The sequence below is a fragment of the Rhizomicrobium electricum genome, from assembly GCF_011762045.1.
Classification (GTDB): Bacteria; Pseudomonadota; Alphaproteobacteria; order Micropepsales; family Micropepsaceae; genus Rhizomicrobium; species Rhizomicrobium electricum.
Window position 1 is genome coordinate 15,374 of the sequence record NZ_JAASQS010000001.1, and the last position, 16,733, is coordinate 32,106.

Consider the following 16,733-nt stretch of genomic DNA (forward strand, 5'->3'; position numbering starts at 1 on the left):
ATGCCGGCGAACAGGGTCGCGCGTCCGCCGCCATGCAATAAAAGCAATGTAACAACGAAGCCGCCACAATCCCCAACGGCAACTAATCGGCCAGTTCCGCAAGCCTGGCTTTCAGGCGCGGCGCCGCGAAGTCGATGAAGGCGCGGATCTTGAGCAGCAATGGTCCCTGCCCGACATAAACCAGGCTGACCGGCGACGGCACCGGCTCAAAGGACTGCAGCGCCGCGACCAGCTTGCCGGCCCGCAAGGCAGCGACCGCTTGATAGGAGAGCACGCGAGTGATGCCGACACCGGCAATCGCTGCATCGACCGCGGCTTCGGCCGAATTGACGATCAGCCGCGAATGAACCTCGACCGCTTCCTCGTCGTCGCTGCGCCGGAACATCCAGACTTCCGGCGACATCAGAACATCGAAGGTTACGCAGTCATGCTTGGCGAGATCGTGGGGGGATTGCGGCATACCGTGCGCGGCGAAGTAATCAGGACTGGCGCACACCACACGGCGGATTTCTCCGACCTTGCTGGCGACAAAGCTGCTGTCGGCAAGCTCGCCGACCCGGATCGCCAAATCGATGCGATCGTCGACGATGTGCGCATTGCGGTCCGACAAGGCCAGTTGCAGATCGATATCGGGATAGGCTTTCAGAAAATCGACCGCGACGGGCAAGACATGCTGGCGGCCGAACGCAATCGGCGCTGCCAGGGCAAGACTGCCTTTCGGCGCACTGTATTCCCCCACCGCAACGCGCTCGGCATCGCTCACCAGATCCAGAATGCGTTTGCAGGCCGCGAAATAAATTTGACCGGCATCGGTCAGCGCCAGCTTGCGGCTCGAGCGATTGAGCAGCCGCGTTTGCAAGTGCGCTTCCAGATCGGACACTTTGCGGCTGACGGTAGCGAGCGGCGCATTGAGCCGTCGCGAAGCTGCCGACAAGCTCCCCGCTTCGACCACCGCGACCAACACCTTCATCGCTTCAAGCCGGTCCATGATCCTTCCATTATTCGAGAGGAAGCTTACCGATGATCATGGATATTCTCAAAGAATGGAAGCCCCTACCTTTCAAGCGTCGGCCAAACGGCCCCGCCCCATGAAAAGGAAGCCCTCCATGTCTCGCCTCTCCATCCCCGCCACGATTGATGCCGCACCGGTCGCCTCGCGCTCCTTCCTTGAAGCGGTGAAGAAGCAACTTGGCCTCGTGCCGAACCTCTTCCGCCTCGTCGCCAATAGCCCGGCCGCACTCGAAGGCTATCTCGGTCTGTCCGGCGCCCTCGGCAAAGGCACGCTGCCGGCCCCGACACGCGAGCGCATCGCACTGGCTGTCGCCGAGGCCAACGGCTGCGACTACTGCCTGTCGGCACATACCTATCTCGCCAAGAACCTGGCCAAGCTCGACGACGCCGAGATCACCGCCAACCGCAGTGGCGCCTCGAATGATCCCAAGGCCGATGCCGCCCTCGCCTTCGCGGTCAAGGTCGTGCGCGCCCGCGGGCATGTTTCCGATGCCGATGTCGCGGCGGTCAAAGCGGCCGGTTACGACGATGCCCAGGTGATCGAGATCGTCCAGCACGTCGCGCTCAACACCTGGACCAACTACATCAACAGCGTTGCCGAGACCGAGATCGATTTTCCGGTCGTCACCGTCCGCAAGGCGGCCTGACGGCCTGAGCCGGCAGCGCAAGCCCCCCCGCATGACGTTGCCGGCTCACTTATCTTCGTGCGGGTGCCTTCACCGCATACCGCGGTGCTACTCCTTCACTCAGCGACATTCCATATCGATACGAAACCAACGGCCGCCAACAAGCGGCTTTCAGGAGAACTCCCATGATCCGTTACCTCCAAATCACCGCCCTTTCGCTCGCCGTGTTCGTCGCCTCCTCCGCTGTGGCCTTGGCCGATCCGGCCGCGACTGGTGCGATGACCCATGCCGCAAAGTCGGACGACCATATGGCGACGGACTCCATGTCGAACGGCGACCACAAACCGGCCGCGACAGGCGGCATGACGAGCGGTGCCATGAGCTCCGATCACATGGCAACCAGCGCGATGGCTCCGGACAAACACGCAGCCAAGAAGGACAAGAAATCCAAGAAGAAGGCGGCCACCGCCGGGATGTCGACGGACGCGATGACGTCGCACTGACACCACCTACCACTGAACCTACGAAAAGGCCGGGAGCGATCCCGCTTCCGGCCATCTCGCCCCACCGGTGGATGTTCGGTCATGAGCGAAAGCGGCCAGTTTCATAGCCCGCGTAGGCAAACCGCAAACCTCGCCATCGCGCCGACCAGACTGCGCCGCGTCTGCGATTTCGTCCGCGCCCATCTTACCGATGATCTCGATCTCGCAACGCTCGCCGGCATCGCCCGCTTGAGCCGCTATCATTTCAGCCGGGCCTTCAGCAAGAGTATCGGGCTATCGCCTTACGCCTATGTCACCGTCTGCCGGATCGAACAGGCGATAGCACTTTTGCGCGATCCCAACTTGTCGCTCAGGGATATCGCCCGTCAAACAGGTTTCAACAGCGTCGCGCAGCTCTCGGCGATGTTTCGCCGCCGAACCGGTGTGTCGTCGAGCCGCTATCGCGCCGCATTGCTACGCAACCAACCGGCTGCAGAGATCCTCCCATCAGCGGTCGACCGAGCGAACAGCCTCGCCCGTCAGCCATCAGGCGACAGCGTTTTCTTTGACTGCAATCGCCAGGATGTAGTCAACGGCTTTTGACGCCAGGCTCGCGGCCTGGAAAATGGCGCGGGCATCGTTGCGAAGCGCGGTCAGCCACGCGCCGATATAATCTGCGTGACGCGCGGTTGGTGTGATGGATTGGCTGGCACAGAGAAACGCGCTTGCTATCTCCGCCACCAATTCCTCGCGGGCATATCCTTCGCTGCCGTGGCGATTGGCAAGATCGCGCGCTAGTCGCGATCCATGGCCGGTCCAATGGCCAAGTTCGTGAAACACGGTGCGGTAATAGTTGATCGGATCGAAGAACGCGGTTTGCGGCGGCACCTGGATATAGTCGTCGATGCGGTGATAGAAGGCCTCGCTGCCAGCAAAAGCATTACTATGGATCGAGCGGATCGGCGGGATCGATACGCGCAGATTCCGTAGCGGGACGAAAAGTCAGTTCCGTCGGAGACGAGCATTTTCCAATGGCGCCGGGTTGATAGCCCAGTTCGCGCGGATTGCGTTCATGGAATTCATCGCTGGTGATATAGGCAATCTGATCGGGATTGGAGACGATCAGCGCGTCCCGGTCGGCAGGGGCGTGCATGGCCGCGAGCAGCCGGCTCGCGTTGCGCAAATTAGTCGTCGTGTGGCGAGCATAAGGCTCCAGCACAATCGCCTCGGCCGGCACGCCGTAGCGCTCGATCAGGGCCCGACGCATTTCCACGGCTTCCGCAAAATGCGCTCCGCGCGGATGCACCATGGCGCCCGTCACGATGATGAACGGCGCCATGCCATCGAAATAGCGCTTCGCAGCCAAGCGCACATTGAGCTTTCCCCCGGCACTCAACGGCGTCGTCAGATCGTCCGGTCCAATACCCAAGAGGAGGATCGCCGTATAACGGTAACGCGACCAATCCAGCGTACGACTGCGCTCGATGACGGCGCGATTATGGGTCTCGTTGAGCGGCTCGAACGCCACGGCATCAAGCCGGCCGGCGACGTCGAGCAGCGACAGCGCCAGATCGATGCTTTTGTCGATGACCGGCACCGTACCACCGGCTTCGCTCAAAGCTGCCGCAACGGCGACCTCTTGGGCAAACCGCTCCTTGTCCTTCGCGGCATCCGGCCCGTCGATCTTGGGATAGCGCGGCACCGCGCCTTGGCCATAGACGCGCAGAATTGCGTTGAGACCATCGATCTCGCGCCGCAGACCGGCGCGCGCCTCGTTCTGCGCGATATGCTTGCTGCGCTGGAGCATAGCGGCACCGGCCTCGGCAAGTCCATCACGCTCTTGATCGCTCCAGATCGACGCCGACACTTTGCAGGCCGCATCGGCACCGCACGCTGCATATCGGTGATGGCGCTCTTTCAGCATCGCATGCATGGAGCCGAGCATGCCGGAACCATCAAGTTGCGCCAAATCCGGAAACAACCGCGTCTCCAGCACACGAAGCGTTCCGTCGACAGCCGGAGCACAAAGCCCCGGCTGCGCGACCATAGCGGCGAAAACAAATGAGATGATTGCCTTTTTCATCACCAGCTGGTCCCCACAATCAGACGGAAGCTGCGGCCGAAGATGGGACGACCATAAACCGCCGTCTTGTTGCCCTGCCCGCTCAACACGTCGGTACGAGGATTACCCTCCGTCAGGCCGTGAGCGTTCGCCAGGTTGTCGCCGACAAGCTGGATCTTCCAGTCGCCGTGCGTTGCGGTGATACCGGCGCCAATCGTGTCATACGACGGCAAGGCCGTCTGGTTGAAATAGTCGACATAGCGTTTGCTGGTATACTCATAGCGCCCGTATATCTCGAACTGATTATTGCCCCAATCGAAATTCACAGTCGGGCGGATGTTACCGAAGATCTTCGGTTCGCGCACGATCTGCTTGCCGTTGACGGCGTGCGGATCGGCGCCGGCATTGTTGAAAAGATCCTGATACTGCGGATCGTTGATCGTCAGGGATCCGGCAAACGACAGCCAACTTAAGGGGCTGTAATTGCCGTCGATTTCGACACCCATGACGGTCGCGGTGCCGATGAAATCCTCGGTCTGATCGTTGCGGCCGGTTTGCGGGTTATACGCGGTGAACGACGCATCAAGCGGGTCGAACTTGGTATAGAAACCGGTCACGTAGAGATACGACCGCTCGAACGCGGCCTTGACGCCGAACTCATATTGGTTGGCCTTGGTGATCGTCGTCGAGGGATCGTCGCTGTAGGCCTCTCCCGACGACGGCGGAACCTCGGTGTGCGATGCACGCCCATAGGTGCCGAAATTTGCGTTGAAGTCGTAGTTGAGGCCCACCGTCCAGTTGGTGGCTTTCGGCTTCATGGTGTGCGCGTAGCTTGCGCCGGTGAAATAGCGCGATGAATCGTCGGCCAGCGTCAGAGCGTTGCCGCGGTTCTGCGAGGCGACATCGGCACCAACACCGTTATAGTTGTACCACTCCTGACGAATGCCGGCGTCCAGGCGCAAGTTCGAAAAAACGTCCCAGGTGTCGTTGGCATAGAGCGCAATCATGCTCGCGTCGGTCTTTCCGGATGCGAGCGTACTGGCGTCGTTGAGAGCGCCGTGATCCGTCACATATCCCAGAACGCTGCCGTTCGCGGAATACGCCGCCAGGTCGAGCGTCCGCGGCTTACCGGCCACTTCGATAAGATAGACTTGATAGGCTTTGAAATTGGCCAGATGCCAGACAGCGTCGTACACGCCGACCTTGATGTCGTGGCTGCCAAACCCGGTTTCGAATTTGTGTCCCACGCTGAGGTCGGACTGACCGGAATAAAAGTTCGAGGTAATGGCGCGGTACTGCGCCTGCATCACCAGACCGGATGCCGTATAGGGATCATAGGGGACCGAACCGTTCGTGCCGGCCAGAGCAAAGCCAAGGCGCGCCACGCTGCCTTGGGAGGCGAACGCCGCCTGGGCGCGGGGAAGAAAATTGGCCTCGAACGCATTGGCGTCGTAGGGATTGGTGGTTGAATAGAGCGCATCGAAATCCAGCTTACCGACCGTATAACCGGCCTTGAACGAAACCAGCCAATCGTTGAAATTGCCCTCGTAGGAAGCAGCAAGGTTGCCGAATGTGATGTGACGGCCGTTGGACAGATCGCGATTGAGGCTGCGGGTGACGCCATTTCCGTCTTGATACGAAATCGTCACGTTGCGGAACGCTGGCGAATTCATCGTGCCGCTGAAGTAGTTGATGTACTTGTCGAGCGACACCGACGGGTTGTTCGGGTCGGCGATCGGGATCGGTAGATAGAAGACGTTGTGGTCATTGAGATAGGTGGCGCTGACCTTCAGCGTGCCATTGCCGAGATCGCGTGTGATGTTGGCACGCAGCTGGCCACCTTTGTCGGTGGGAAAACCGTTATCGCGGTAACCCGAATTGTAGCGAATAAAGCCGCCGATGGCGTAATGGGTGTTGTCGGTGAGCGCGCCGGACTGCATCCCATCCAGACGGTAGAGGCCGGAATCGCCGAGCGTCACCTGCCCCTTGCCACGGGACTTGTCGCTGCCGGTCACGGTGATGTTGTTGGCAATGGCCGCCGCATCGCTCGCATAAATGGCCGACGGACCTCCGCGCACCACTTCGACGCGTTCCGTCATCAAGTCGTACCGGTTCATGCCATCGCCGGAATTGAAGAAGTAGCCGTCGATTTCCTGAAAGAACGGCAGTCCATCCTGCTGGAACACGAGATAGCCGCGGTCATCCGGAATGCCGCGGACGCGGGTGATGTTCTGAACCTCGCCGCCTGTCGCTTCGACCTGAATGCCGGGAAGCATGCCCAGCATGTCGGCGTAATTGATCGGCGCGAGTTTCGCCACCTGATCCTGAGAAAGGGAATTCACGGCATAATCGACGTCGAACCGGCGCTCGGCGCGTGCCGTTCCGGTCACGATGACAGTCTCGGGCGTTTCCGCCGAACCCGACGTTTCGCGCTTCTGAATCATCAACACGCCGGATGCGCTGGGCTCGCTTTTGAGATCGGTGCCGGCGAGCAACACACCGAGCGCCTTGCCGGCCGTGTAATTGCCGCGAAGGGCCGGCGCCGTGTGACCTTTGGTCAAATCTTCCGAATAGATGATCTGCTGCGCCGAGGCCTGCGAAAATTCGGTCAAAGCTTGGCTCAGCGGCTGAGCCTGAATATCGAATTGATAGACCGGTTCGGTGGCGCCCATGGCACCGGTCGTTCCACAAGCCGTCAACGCGGTCGCAATCAATAATGCACTGCGCCAATTCCCAACCATTTTATTCCCCTCAAAACAAAGCCGCCCGCGATGGGCGCGCTGCTTTCAAGGGATAAAAACGGACCCCAGTGATAAACCGCAGGGAATTTTTGCGAAGATTTCGTTACGGCTTGGATTGCAACAGAATCTGATCGTCGGCCGTCGTCGTCGCCTGAACCGGAAAATAATTCGTCACGGCATTCACGAAAGCGGAGACGTCGCCGGCGTTGAAGACCCCGCTGATACGCAGGGTTGCAACCGAAGGATCTACCGCAATCGCTTTTTTTGTATAGCGATTTTCGCGCGCCGCGGCCTCTTCAAGCGACACATTCTTGAAGATCAGCTGCCCGGCTTCCCATGCCGTGGCCGTTTTCATATCGGCCTGTTTTACGACAGGATTGTTATCGCGCGCGACTTCGAACTCTTCACCCGCTTTGAGCGCCACCGGATTCTGGCGCGCCGTTTCCACTTTTGCTCCGGTCGAATTCTTGATCACCACCCGCCCCTGGATAAGGGTGACGAGCACCTTGGATCCGATCTTCTCGACATTGAAGGATGTTCCGATCGCGACGACCATCTCTGATCCCGCAGTTACGGTGAACGGCCGCGTGGTATCATGGGCGACATCAAATCGGGCGCGACCGTGCTCGAGAATGATTTTGCGAACGGCGTCGGTATAGCGGACCCGAACTTCGCTATCGGAATCGAGCGATATACGCGAACCGTCCGGCAGTGCCACGATGCGCCGCGTGCCGACGCCGGTTTCGTAGGTCACCGGCGAGACCATATACATATAGAGCGCGCTGCCACCGAGCACGCTGGCCAGGACCACCGCAGCCGCAGCGCGAAAGAGAAGCTTTCGTGGCAGTGTCCGGACCCTGCCCGGCTTTTGCATCTGGCGGATGGCCCGCGCCCGCAAGCCGAGGATCTCCGGGGCCGCACTGTGTATCGCCAGAGCCGATCGCCCTCGTTCGACGGCAGAAAACGCGCGCCGGTTAGCCGGTTCGGCGATCCATTCCCGGAATTCCGACGACAGTTCGCACGAAGGCTCCCGTTCCAGGCGCAGAAGCCAACCGGCAGCCTCCTCAAGCGCCTGCTGCTCGATGGCGGCACGTGAATCGAATGATGTCATGGCTTGAGGAACCTGGCACCCAGATAGGCGATGGCCTTCATAACGTGTTTTTCCACGGCACTGACCGAAATGCCAAGCTGATCGGCGATATCATGATGTTGCATGTTCTCGAGCCTGGACAGGATGAAGACCTCTCGCGTTCGCGCATTCAGATCGTTCAACCCCGTCAGAACCCTCTCCAGCGTTTCCCTAGCAACAAGAACGCGTTCCGGGTCTCGACCCTCAACCAGCTGTGGTACAAAATCGGCTCTTTCTAGAATTTCTCCCAGACTGTCGTGCTCTTTGGCCTTGCGGCTGCGTAAAGATCGCCCGCGGTCGGCCAAAAGATTGGCCGCAATCGTAAAGACATAAGCCTGCGCGCCGCCGCCATGCGGCTTATCGGGGTGCCGTGCGAGGCGCAGAAATGCCTCTTGTGTCAGATCTTCCGCTTCCGACCGGTTCTGCACCCGCCGCAAGAAGTACGCGAACAGAGGCGTCCGGAAGCGCAAATCCAGCTCCGCCCATCGCTGACTATCAAGATTGGCATCGATTGGCGCAGACATGTGGTTCAGCCTGAGACGCCGCGTGAAATACGCGAGCCGGGGCTACATCTAAAGCGATAAATTTGTTGCGGTTTCACGACGCGCTGACGTTCTAGCTAAATTGGTCATCAAGTGGCCAGGCACCATCCTCCGTCTGATCACCCGGTTGCGATGGCATCCCCGATGCCCACCATTGCGACGAACCAATGATATCGCAGGTGCTTCGTTCCCGAGATCAACCCGTTTATGCTGTAGTGATCCGGGGCTTCGGGTACCGGGGAGCACGCGAACCCACTGCGCGCCGGTACGCGAAGCCCCATTTGATTGACGTGAAACTCGACCCTTTTTCGCCGGCCTGCTGCCGGAAGAGAGCGTGCGTCAAGAGGTGGCCCGGGGCCTGGGACTATCCGAACACAACGATTTTGCGCTTCTGAAAGCGCTCGGTGGAGATATCACAGGCGCCCTCACGCTATGGCCGGAAGGCGAGACACCGCCCGTCCATGACGGAACGGGCGACCGCGAGCCATTGGGTGCCAACGCGCTGATCGATCTCCTGGACACCTTGCCCAAGCGTCCATTCCTCGCCGGCCGCGCGGGCCTGCGGTTGTCGCTCGCCGGTGCGCAGACGAAGCTTCCCGTCGTCGTGATCGACGACCAGATCGCGCTGCCTGCGCCGGGCGAGCCCACGACGCACATCCTGAAGCCGCCGCTGCAGCGCTATCCCGCCTTGACCGAAAACGAGGCCTTTGTCATGCAGCTCGCAGCCGCGATCGGGCTCGATGTCGCGCAAGCCATCCCGCGCAAGGTGAAGGACAGACCCTATCTGCTGATTAGGCGCTACGACCGTCACGTCGACGAACATGTACGACTTGCCGTCCCCGGATTTCGTGACATAACCGATAGCTGGCATTGCTGTCTCCATTGAGGCGCGGGAGACCATTCTCCCTTGCGATGGCAGACCGTTTATGGGCGGCGGACGGGCACCCGAACCTGAGAGGGCCGCAGCATCGCGAAGGACCGGAGCGGCGGGAAATTTGAAGCGAAGCGGCCGCGAGGAGTGCGTAAAATGCGCGGGGAAAATTCTCATCCCGATGGTTTCGGAACGCCCCGGCCCCCGCCCATAGGTCTTCGGCCGACGCAAAGAGAATGGTTGCGACGTTGAATCGGAGAGAAAACTGACAGCTATCCTATGATTATTCTTAAGTCCTGGAGCTGATCGCGGATATTGTATTTTGCCAACGTTATAGTCGCGGCGTTGCTGAAATAGTGCGCATTTCCTAGCGTGCCCTGACCAAAGGCAATAAGGGGCACAGGAATGTTCGGCAAATATATGGCTATCGCTTTGGCTGGATGTTTTGTTTCGCCTGCTGACGCCAATTCCAAGATCGAAACGGCCGGGACCGCAGTTGCCATTGCCATGCCGCTGGTGGCCGGTGGGATTACGGCCTACAAGCACGATTGGCAGGGCAGCGCACAGCTAGTCGTATCGACCGCCTTGACGGTCGGAACCGTCTACGGGCTCAAGCATCTTGTCAAAGAATGCCGACCATTTGCAAAGCCGTGTACTCCGCATGGAGATAATTGGGATTCATTTCCATCGGAAACGAGCGCTTTAGCCTCAGCGCCCGCAGGATTTTTGTGGCGGCGTTATGGATGGGAATATGGCGTCCCCGCTTTTGTCGCCTCCACCTTCGTCGGCTATTCGCGAGTAGATGCGAAAAAGCACCACTGGTGGGATACCGCGACCAGCACCGGCATTGCAATCATTTATAATCGCTTGGTGACGACGAAGTACCACCGCCCAACCGGCTACTATTCAAGCCTGGATGGCGGAGCCGACGGCGCCTTTTTGACCGTCGGTTACCGCTGGTGAACGCCCTCAAGGCGAAGAACTAACGTTTTCTGGATGTGATCCCGCGCGTTGAGGGATCAGAACGATACACCCGACCATGACGACTGCAATGATCGCTGTCGCCACCGGTCGTGAAACATTGAGCCCGCCTTGGGCAAAGGGTTTGTCGAAGAAATCGCCGACGGTGGCGCCGAGCGGTCGAGTAAGAATGAACGCCGCCCAGAACAACGCCACGCGCGACAGGCTGGTGGCGAAATAAGCCAGAGCAAGCAAGGCCAATCCCGCACCGAACACCGATGCGGCGCCAAGATAGCCAAGGCCCGAGGTGTCAGCCATCCAATCCCCCAACGCGGTGCCCAGCGTCTGGGAGAAGGTGATGGTCAGCCAATAAAACGCTTCCACCCGGGGCTTGTTGACCGAGGTGACCGAAACCGTTCCTTCGGCCCAATACCACAACGCCAGTGAAAGCAGAACGCACGCCAGCAGCACCGACGAGCCGCCGGTATAACCGATCCCGAGCGAGCGGTCGGCGAAATCAGCCAGGGTAGTGCCGGCCGTGGTCGAGGCAACGATGGTCGCCCAATAGAGGAAGGGATGAAACTTCCTGGCTATGATCTGAATGGCGACGAAAGCGATCAGCAGGGAAAAGAAAATCGCCGTGCCGATCAGGTAGCCGTTGGGATTGGCGTGGGTCGTCGTCTCGCCAAGCCAGCTCATGGTGACCGCGTCGCCGCCGGTTTCGCCCAAGGTGGTGGCGAGAATCTTGATGATCCAGAACCCGAGCGTAACCGCCGGAACCTTACTCAACACGGCATCTTTCGACATGGCACCCCTACTCACAACGTGAAGAGAATGGACGAATACCAATTGAAACGGGCCGTTTCGGCGGTGTTCTGCAAGCCCGGTCCCGCATAAGCCAGCAGATGGACGTTTTCGCTGATGTCGTAGATCAAGCCGCCGCCGATGCCGCTTGACGCGCGCCCGTTTTTGGTGTCGGCGCCCTGATGGACGATCTCGGCACCGATCAAAAGATCGGGCAACACGCGGCGGCTCAACGCCCAGCCCATCAGGCAATAATCTTGGCTGTCGCCGCCGCGGTTGATGACACATCCACCGCCGCCGAAGGTCGACCAGTCGCCCCAACTCCGTCCAGCCCAGATCGGCAACAGAAGCGAGAAGTGCTGGTCGCCGACATGGGCCGAAGCACTGGGCAGGAACAGTCGCGGGAAAATCGCCACGTCCCAGCCGATTTCTGCCTGATGCAGAAACCGGTATTTGGCGGCCAATTCGACATTGCCGATCCCCGCCACAGTCGGCCCGTCTGATGGCGCGGATACTTCCCACGGCACCACCGCGGTCAGTTGCAGATCGGGCGTGGCGCCATAGTTGAAATCGATGCCGTAAGACGATCCTGAGCCATCGAGCGCCTCGGAACCCTGCGCGAACGCGTAGATTTCATAGTGGCGGTAGTCAGTCGGCGCCGGATCATCCGAGACGAAAGGCGGCCCGGCAAAAGCAGCCGGCAGAATGCCAGCCAACGCAGCAGCGAAAACGAACCGACGCATGACCGCCTCTATTTCGCCGGCGCGAAGATCAACAGCTTGGCCGATCCGGGCTTGACCGTATAGCGATGGCGCACGTCGCTCGCAGGCACCGCCTCATTGACTGCGTATTCGCCCGTCACGAGAAAGAGCCGCCCACTTTGGGGATCGATGGCCATCGTGCGCGCACCAATGGGAGTTTTGATCGGTGTCAGCGCTTCGAATTTGTCGCCTGACGTTTCCGCAATAACCGAAAGCGAACCATCGCGGTTGGAACTGAAGGCGCGATGGCGGACCGGATCGAACACCGCAAAATCGGTGCCCTCGCCAATGGGAAGGCTCGCCACCATCGCGCCGGTATCGGCATTGACGATGGCCATCACCTTGTTCGCGCAACTGGCGAACAGGCGATGGTTGGAACGGTCGATGGCGAGCCCATGTGGCTTGAGACAGCCGGCCAGCGCCCAATGCGCGTCTACCGTGTTGGTGGCGGTGTCGATGCGAACCAGTTCATTCTTCTCGGCACCATCGACATAGAATTTGCCGTTCTCGCCCGACACACCGAATTCGAGACCGCCACCCGCGTCTATGGTTGCCACCACGGTATCGCTTTTGGGGGCGATCACCGTCAGCTTGCCGGAATCGCCATCGATGACGAAGACGTGGCGGCTTGTCTGATCATAGACGATGCCATCGGCATCCGGTTCGGCCTTCAGGGTTTTCAGCGGTTTGAAGGTGTTGAGGTCAAACACAACCGCCGTACCGGCCTTGCCGTCATCGGTATAGCCCTTTCCATCAACCACAGCGATCCCGTGTGGCCCGCCAGGTAGACCCTCGACCTCACCGATCCGCGCACCGCTCTGCCCATCCAGCACCGTCACACGGTCACCATGCGCAACGTAGACGCGCCCGGATTCGTACACGACGTAGTCCCAGCGATCGGGCGCCCCGAGCGGCACAGTCTTGATCAGCCTGTATAAAGGGCCAGCCACGGCCGCCGAAACCAGCAGGCTCGTCGTTACAGCCAGGGCGAAAACGGTCAGAAGCTTTTTCAAGGCGGCGCACTCCTCAGGAGACCGCCCTTTGATACCCCAAATTGCCCGCGGTGCGACGGCGGGCGAACATTGTATTTTCCCAACCAGAAGACAGCAGCAGCCAACCAGCATAGAATCGCAACGCAATCCCTTGGCCGCCTACTTTGAAGTTGCTGCTTATCGAAGACGATCAGGAAATGGCGCAGTTCGTCGCGACGGGCCTGCGCAAGGCCGGGCATTGGGTCGAACTCGCCAGCGATGGGGAAGCCGGGCTAACGCTGGCGCGAGGCAAGGCGTATGATCTGGCCCTGGTCGACCGGATGCTGCCAAAACTGGATGGCCTCACCCTCGTCAAGACGCTTCGCGCGGAAGGTCTCGAAATCCCGATCTTGTTCCTGACCACCATGAGTGGCATCCGCGATCGGGTTGACGGCCTTGAAGCCGGCGCCGATGATTATCTCATCAAGCCCTTTGCCATGGCCGAGCTGATCGCGCGCGTCAGCGCCCTTTCCCGGCGCACCAAACGCGTAGGGGCGGAAATCCAAACACAACTCAAGGCCGGTGACATCGAACTCGACACCTTGACGCAATCCGTGTCGCGCGCCGGCCAACGCGTGGAGTTGCAGCCGCAGGAATATCGCATTCTCGAATATCTCGCGCGCAATGCCGGCAAGGTAGTGACCCGCAGCATGCTGCTGCAAAACGTCTGGCAACTCCACTTTGATCCCCAGACCAACATCGTGGAATCGCATATGAGCCGGCTGCGCGCCAAGCTCGACCGCGGCTTTGACACGGCAGCCATTCAGACGATCCGCGGAGAAGGGTATATTCTTCGTGCTGACTAGACTGCACAAAAGCGAAAGCGTCCGCCTCACCGCCATCGTCGCCGCGGTCATCGTCGGGGCCATGATCGTATTGATGGCTCCGGTTTACATCATCATGCGCGACGCTTTCCGCGCTGAACTCTTCAATGGTGTCAATCAGGACATTTCCGCGGTCGAAGCCGGATATCGACACGAGGGCCTCGCAGAAGCGCACGAAGTCATAGATCAGCAACTTTCCAATCCCCGCACACGTGCCTTCATTGTGTTGCAACGCCTGCCGGCAGACAAAATCGCTGGCAACTTGCCGGCCATGGTGCAGCGCGTCGGCACCTTAACGCTCGATATGCCACCATCGCTTCTAGACGGCCGCAAGCAAAGCGATCACCGCATCCTCGGCAAGGGCGTCATGCTCGCTCCTGATCTATATCTCTTCGTGGGGCGCGATGCCTTTGTCGCCATTGAGGCGCGCGAGCATGTGTTGCAGACCTTCGCTTGGGTGCTGTTTGCCACGCTGTTGGTTGCCCTTGGCGGAGGCGCGCTGGTGAGCCGCAGCGTGCTGGGACGCATGGAAGCGATCACGCGGACCTGCCAGGCGATTATGGCCGGGCGCCTTTCGGACCGCGTCCCGGAACGCGGCAGCGAAAGCGAGTTCGACATGCTCGCCCGCGCCATCAATGCCATGCTCGACCGCATCAACGCGCTGATGGAAAACGTACAGCAGGTGTCCAATGATATTGCGCACGACCTGCGCACGCCGCTGAGCCGTTTGCGCAACCGGTTGGAACTGGCACTTTCGGAAGCGACGACGACCGACACTTACCGGCAAACCGTGACAGATGCCATTCGGGAATGCGAAACCATCCTGGCGACATTTACATCCCTTTTGCGGATCGGCCAGATCGAAGCCGCAGCAGGAACCACGCCGCGTGAACCGGTGGACCTTTCGGCACTGTTGAGCGAACTGGTCGAAATCTATCAGCCCGCCGCCGAAGACGGCGAATTCGCTCTGCAATCGCACATTGCGCCGGGTTTGACTGTGCCGGGCGATAGATCGCTGCTGTCCCAGGTCTTCGCCAATCTGATCGAGAATGCCATGGCACATACGCCAGCGGGCTCGACAATACTCGTCGATCTCGTGCCAGAAGAATCGGCAGTCACTGCCACGGTCGCCGACAACGGTCCGGGCATACCCGAGGACGAGCGCGAACACGCCCTGCGCCGGTTCTATCGCTGCGAACGCAGCCGGTCGACGCCAGGTAGCGGCTTGGGCCTGTCGCTCGTCGCCGCCATCGCGCGCTACCATGGCGCTGCACTCACGCTCGACGACAATAAGCCTGGCTTGCGCGTGACACTCTCATTTCCCGTCATCGACAGGCTTGCCCTTACTGAGACGCCGCATGGATTATTGCACTAGGGAGAGACGCTGATGTCCAATATTGGCATGCCGCCGTGGCTCATTTGGGCGCTGCTGTCCGCAACCTTTGCGGCCTTGACCGCAATCTTCGCCAAGCTGGGCGTGGAGCGCGTCGATTCCGATCTTGCCACCTTCTTGCGCACCCTCATCATCGCGGCAGTCCTGGGGCTCGCCCTATTCATCAGCGGCAAGCTGCAGCCCGCAACCAGGATTGGTCCGCGCACGTGGGCCTTCCTTATCGCATCCGGCTTGGCCACAGGCGCATCCTGGTTCTGCTATTTTCGTGCTCTTAAGGTTGGGGATGCTGTACGCGTTGCGCCCATCGACAAGCTCAGCGTGGTATTCGTCGCCATCATTGGCGTTGCACTGTTGGGCGAAAATTTGCCGCTGCGCGGCTGGGCCGGCATCGCCCTAATCGCCGCTGGCGCCGCCCTGGTGGCAACGGCATAATAGACTAACAGAATCTACGGCGCAGCCGGATCGAGCATCAGCAGTTTCGCCGATCCCGGCTTCAACGTGTAGCGGTGGCGCATATCGGCGGCGGACGGATTTTCTTCGAAATCGCCGGTGACCAGAAACAAGCGCCCAGTCTTGGGGTCGATCGCCATGGTGCGGGCGCCATACGCCGTCTTTACCGGCGGCAAGGCAACAAAGGTGTTCGCGTCCTTCTCAGCAATCACTGACAACGTACCATCGCGATTGGCGCTGAAAGCCCATTTGCGGACCGGATCGAACACCGCAAAGTCGGTGCCCTCGCCGATCGGCAGACTGGCAAGTAGCGTACCGTTGGCCGCGTCCACCACCGTCATCACTTTGTTGGCGCAGGAAGCGAACAGGCGCATTGCGGCCCGATCGATCGCCAATCCATGCGGCTTGATGCAGCCCTTCATCGGCCAGTGCGCATCGGCTTTGTTGGTTTTGACGTCGATACGAACAATCTCGCCCTTCTCGGCACCGTCGACATAGAATTTGCCGTTCTCGCCAGAGACGCCGAACTCGAGACCGCCACCCGCGTCCACCGTTGCAACGACCGTATCGGTCCTGGGGTCGATCGCCGTAATCTTGGCGGAATCGCCGTCGATCACCAGGATATGACCGCTGACCGGATCGTATACGATGCCATCGGCGTCGGGTTCGGCCTTGATGGTTTTCAACACCTTGAGCGTCTTGAGATCGAACACCAGAACCGTGCCAGCTTTGCCGTCATCGGTGTAGCCCTTGCCATTGGCAAAGGCGATCCCGTGCGAACCACCGTTCGTACCAAGAACATGGCCGACCACGGTGCCAGTCTTGTTGTCCACCACCGTCACCCGGTCGCTGTGGGCAACAAACACGCGATCCTGGGCGGCGTCGTAGGACACATAATCCCACCGATCCGGCGCGTCGAGCGCAACCTCCTTGACCACACGATAGGACAAACTCTGAGCAAAAGACGGGGAAAGGGCGAAGGCCACGAGCGCTGTGAAGGCAAGACACTTAGCGATGCGCATGAAAGTTTGTCCAAGCTGGGTTGA

16 protein-coding genes and 2 pseudogenes are annotated in these 16,733 nt (G+C 60.0%); 8 read left to right on the forward strand and 10 right to left on the reverse strand.

The window, feature by feature from the left end:
• Positions 1-82: 82 nt before the first annotated feature.
• On the reverse strand, positions 83-988 hold the full coding sequence (locus FHS84_RS00090) for a LysR family transcriptional regulator (RefSeq protein WP_166929001.1): 906 nt from the start codon (positions 986-988) through the stop codon (positions 83-85).
• A 118-nt stretch (positions 989-1,106) separates the two neighbouring features.
• On the opposite strand from FHS84_RS00090, the gene FHS84_RS00095 reads away from it, so the two are divergent.
• The 3 genes from FHS84_RS00095 (at position 1,107) to FHS84_RS00105 (ending at position 2,722) form a co-directional block, all read left to right on the forward strand.
• Positions 1,107-1,658, forward strand: coding sequence for a carboxymuconolactone decarboxylase family protein (locus tag FHS84_RS00095; RefSeq protein WP_166929003.1), 552 nt, complete (start codon positions 1,107-1,109; stop codon positions 1,656-1,658).
• 164 nt (positions 1,659-1,822) lie between these two features.
• On the forward strand, positions 1,823-2,140 hold the full coding sequence (locus FHS84_RS00100) for a hypothetical protein (protein ID WP_166929005.1): 318 nt from the start codon (positions 1,823-1,825) through the stop codon (positions 2,138-2,140).
• An 81-nt stretch (positions 2,141-2,221) separates the two neighbouring features.
• Entirely contained in the window at positions 2,222-2,722 is a 501-nt protein-coding gene (locus FHS84_RS00105; protein ID WP_166929007.1) for a helix-turn-helix domain-containing protein, read from the forward strand.
• On the opposite strand, the pseudogene FHS84_RS00110 reads toward FHS84_RS00105, so the two are convergent.
• The 5 genes and pseudogenes from FHS84_RS00110 to FHS84_RS00130 form a co-directional block, all read right to left on the reverse strand.
• Positions 2,666-3,049: pseudogene (locus FHS84_RS00110) on the reverse strand (zincin-like metallopeptidase domain-containing protein); the annotation flags it as partial. The gene FHS84_RS00105 and the pseudogene FHS84_RS00110 sit on opposite strands and share 57 nt — an antisense overlap.
• Before the next feature lie 13 nt (positions 3,050-3,062).
• Positions 3,063-4,202 (reverse strand): YdcF family protein, encoded by a 1,140-nt coding sequence (locus FHS84_RS00115; RefSeq protein WP_243850576.1) that lies wholly within the window; start codon positions 4,200-4,202, stop codon positions 3,063-3,065.
• A complete protein-coding gene (locus tag FHS84_RS00120) occupies positions 4,202-6,922 on the reverse strand; it encodes a TonB-dependent receptor (protein ID WP_166929009.1) in 2,721 nt (906 codons plus the stop codon). Before FHS84_RS00120 ends, FHS84_RS00115 begins: the two co-directional genes overlap by 1 nt.
• Before the next feature lie 103 nt (positions 6,923-7,025).
• A complete protein-coding gene (locus tag FHS84_RS00125; RefSeq protein WP_166929012.1) occupies positions 7,026-7,820 on the reverse strand; it encodes a FecR family protein in 795 nt (264 codons plus the stop codon).
• A gap of 209 nt (positions 7,821-8,029) precedes the next feature.
• Complete coding sequence (locus tag FHS84_RS00130; protein WP_166929014.1) at positions 8,030-8,575, reverse strand: RNA polymerase sigma factor; 546 nt, start codon at positions 8,573-8,575, stop codon at positions 8,030-8,032.
• 307 nt (positions 8,576-8,882) lie between these two features.
• Between FHS84_RS00130 and FHS84_RS22000 the strand changes: the two are divergent.
• Together FHS84_RS22000 and FHS84_RS00140 are read left to right on the forward strand one after the other, a co-directional pair.
• Positions 8,883-9,479, forward strand: a pseudogene (locus FHS84_RS22000) (HipA domain-containing protein); the annotation flags it as partial.
• A gap of 390 nt (positions 9,480-9,869) precedes the next feature.
• On the forward strand, positions 9,870-10,427 hold the full coding sequence (locus FHS84_RS00140) for a phosphatase PAP2 family protein (protein WP_166929016.1): 558 nt from the start codon (positions 9,870-9,872) through the stop codon (positions 10,425-10,427).
• A gap of 6 nt (positions 10,428-10,433) precedes the next feature.
• On the opposite strand, the gene FHS84_RS00145 is transcribed toward FHS84_RS00140, so the two are convergent.
• The 3 genes from FHS84_RS00145 to FHS84_RS00155 are packed head-to-tail and all read right to left on the reverse strand — an operon-like array spanning position 10,434 to position 13,002.
• The gene (locus FHS84_RS00145) at positions 10,434-11,231 is read right to left on the reverse strand and encodes a COG4705 family protein (protein ID WP_166929018.1); all 798 of its coding nucleotides are present in this window, start codon (positions 11,229-11,231) and stop codon (positions 10,434-10,436) included.
• A gap of 11 nt (positions 11,232-11,242) precedes the next feature.
• Positions 11,243-11,971, reverse strand: a complete 729-nt coding sequence (locus FHS84_RS00150; protein WP_166929020.1) for a transporter — start codon at positions 11,969-11,971, stop codon at positions 11,243-11,245.
• An 8-nt stretch (positions 11,972-11,979) separates the two neighbouring features.
• Complete coding sequence (locus FHS84_RS00155) at positions 11,980-13,002, reverse strand: YncE family protein (protein ID WP_166929022.1); 1,023 nt, start codon at positions 13,000-13,002, stop codon at positions 11,980-11,982.
• A 143-nt stretch (positions 13,003-13,145) separates the two neighbouring features.
• On the opposite strand from FHS84_RS00155, the gene FHS84_RS00160 reads away from it, so the two are divergent.
• Genes FHS84_RS00160 through FHS84_RS00170 form a run of 3 tightly spaced genes read left to right on the forward strand, consistent with a single transcriptional unit; the run spans position 13,146 to position 15,669 of the window.
• Positions 13,146-13,826 (forward strand): response regulator transcription factor, encoded by a 681-nt coding sequence (locus FHS84_RS00160; protein WP_166929024.1) that lies wholly within the window; start codon positions 13,146-13,148, stop codon positions 13,824-13,826.
• Positions 13,816-15,219: an ATP-binding protein gene (locus tag FHS84_RS00165; protein ID WP_166929026.1), complete on the forward strand. Its 1,404-nt coding sequence runs from the start codon at positions 13,816-13,818 to the stop codon at positions 15,217-15,219. The genes FHS84_RS00160 and FHS84_RS00165 overlap by 11 nt, the downstream gene beginning before the upstream one ends.
• Before the next feature lie 12 nt (positions 15,220-15,231).
• The gene (locus FHS84_RS00170; protein WP_166929028.1) at positions 15,232-15,669 is read left to right on the forward strand and encodes an EamA family transporter; all 438 of its coding nucleotides are present in this window, start codon (positions 15,232-15,234) and stop codon (positions 15,667-15,669) included.
• Positions 15,670-15,683: 14 nt separating this feature from the next.
• Here the strand turns inward: FHS84_RS00170 and FHS84_RS00175 are convergent, their stop codons facing one another.
• A complete protein-coding gene (locus tag FHS84_RS00175; RefSeq protein ID WP_166929030.1) occupies positions 15,684-16,709 on the reverse strand; it encodes a YncE family protein in 1,026 nt (341 codons plus the stop codon).
• Positions 16,710-16,733: the final 24 nt, after the last annotated feature.

What these genes read in the sequence shown, in the direction of transcription:
- FHS84_RS00090 (WP_166929001.1), bottom strand. Translation starts at nt 988, where the DNA reads ATGGACCGGCTTGAAGCGATGAAGGTGTTGGTCGCGGTGGTCGAAGCG.
- FHS84_RS00095 (WP_166929003.1), top strand. Translation starts at nt 1,107, where the DNA reads ATGTCTCGCCTCTCCATCCCCGCCACGATTGATGCCGCACCGGTCGCC.
- FHS84_RS00100 (WP_166929005.1), top strand. Translation starts at nt 1,823, where the DNA reads ATGATCCGTTACCTCCAAATCACCGCCCTTTCGCTCGCCGTGTTCGTC.
- FHS84_RS00105 (WP_166929007.1), top strand. Translation starts at nt 2,222, where the DNA reads ATGAGCGAAAGCGGCCAGTTTCATAGCCCGCGTAGGCAAACCGCAAAC.
- FHS84_RS00115 (WP_243850576.1), bottom strand. Translation starts at nt 4,202, where the DNA reads ATGAAAAAGGCAATCATCTCATTTGTTTTCGCCGCTATGGTCGCGCAG.
- FHS84_RS00120 (WP_166929009.1), bottom strand. Translation starts at nt 6,922, where the DNA reads ATGGTTGGGAATTGGCGCAGTGCATTATTGATTGCGACCGCGTTGACG.
- FHS84_RS00130 (WP_166929014.1), bottom strand. Translation starts at nt 8,575, where the DNA reads ATGTCTGCGCCAATCGATGCCAATCTTGATAGTCAGCGATGGGCGGAG.
- FHS84_RS00140 (WP_166929016.1), top strand. Translation starts at nt 9,870, where the DNA reads ATGTTCGGCAAATATATGGCTATCGCTTTGGCTGGATGTTTTGTTTCG.
- FHS84_RS00145 (WP_166929018.1), bottom strand. Translation starts at nt 11,231, where the DNA reads ATGTCGAAAGATGCCGTGTTGAGTAAGGTTCCGGCGGTTACGCTCGGG.
- FHS84_RS00150 (WP_166929020.1), bottom strand. Translation starts at nt 11,971, where the DNA reads ATGCGTCGGTTCGTTTTCGCTGCTGCGTTGGCTGGCATTCTGCCGGCT.
- FHS84_RS00170 (WP_166929028.1), top strand. Translation starts at nt 15,232, where the DNA reads ATGTCCAATATTGGCATGCCGCCGTGGCTCATTTGGGCGCTGCTGTCC.
- FHS84_RS00175 (WP_166929030.1), bottom strand. Translation starts at nt 16,709, where the DNA reads ATGCGCATCGCTAAGTGTCTTGCCTTCACAGCGCTCGTGGCCTTCGCC.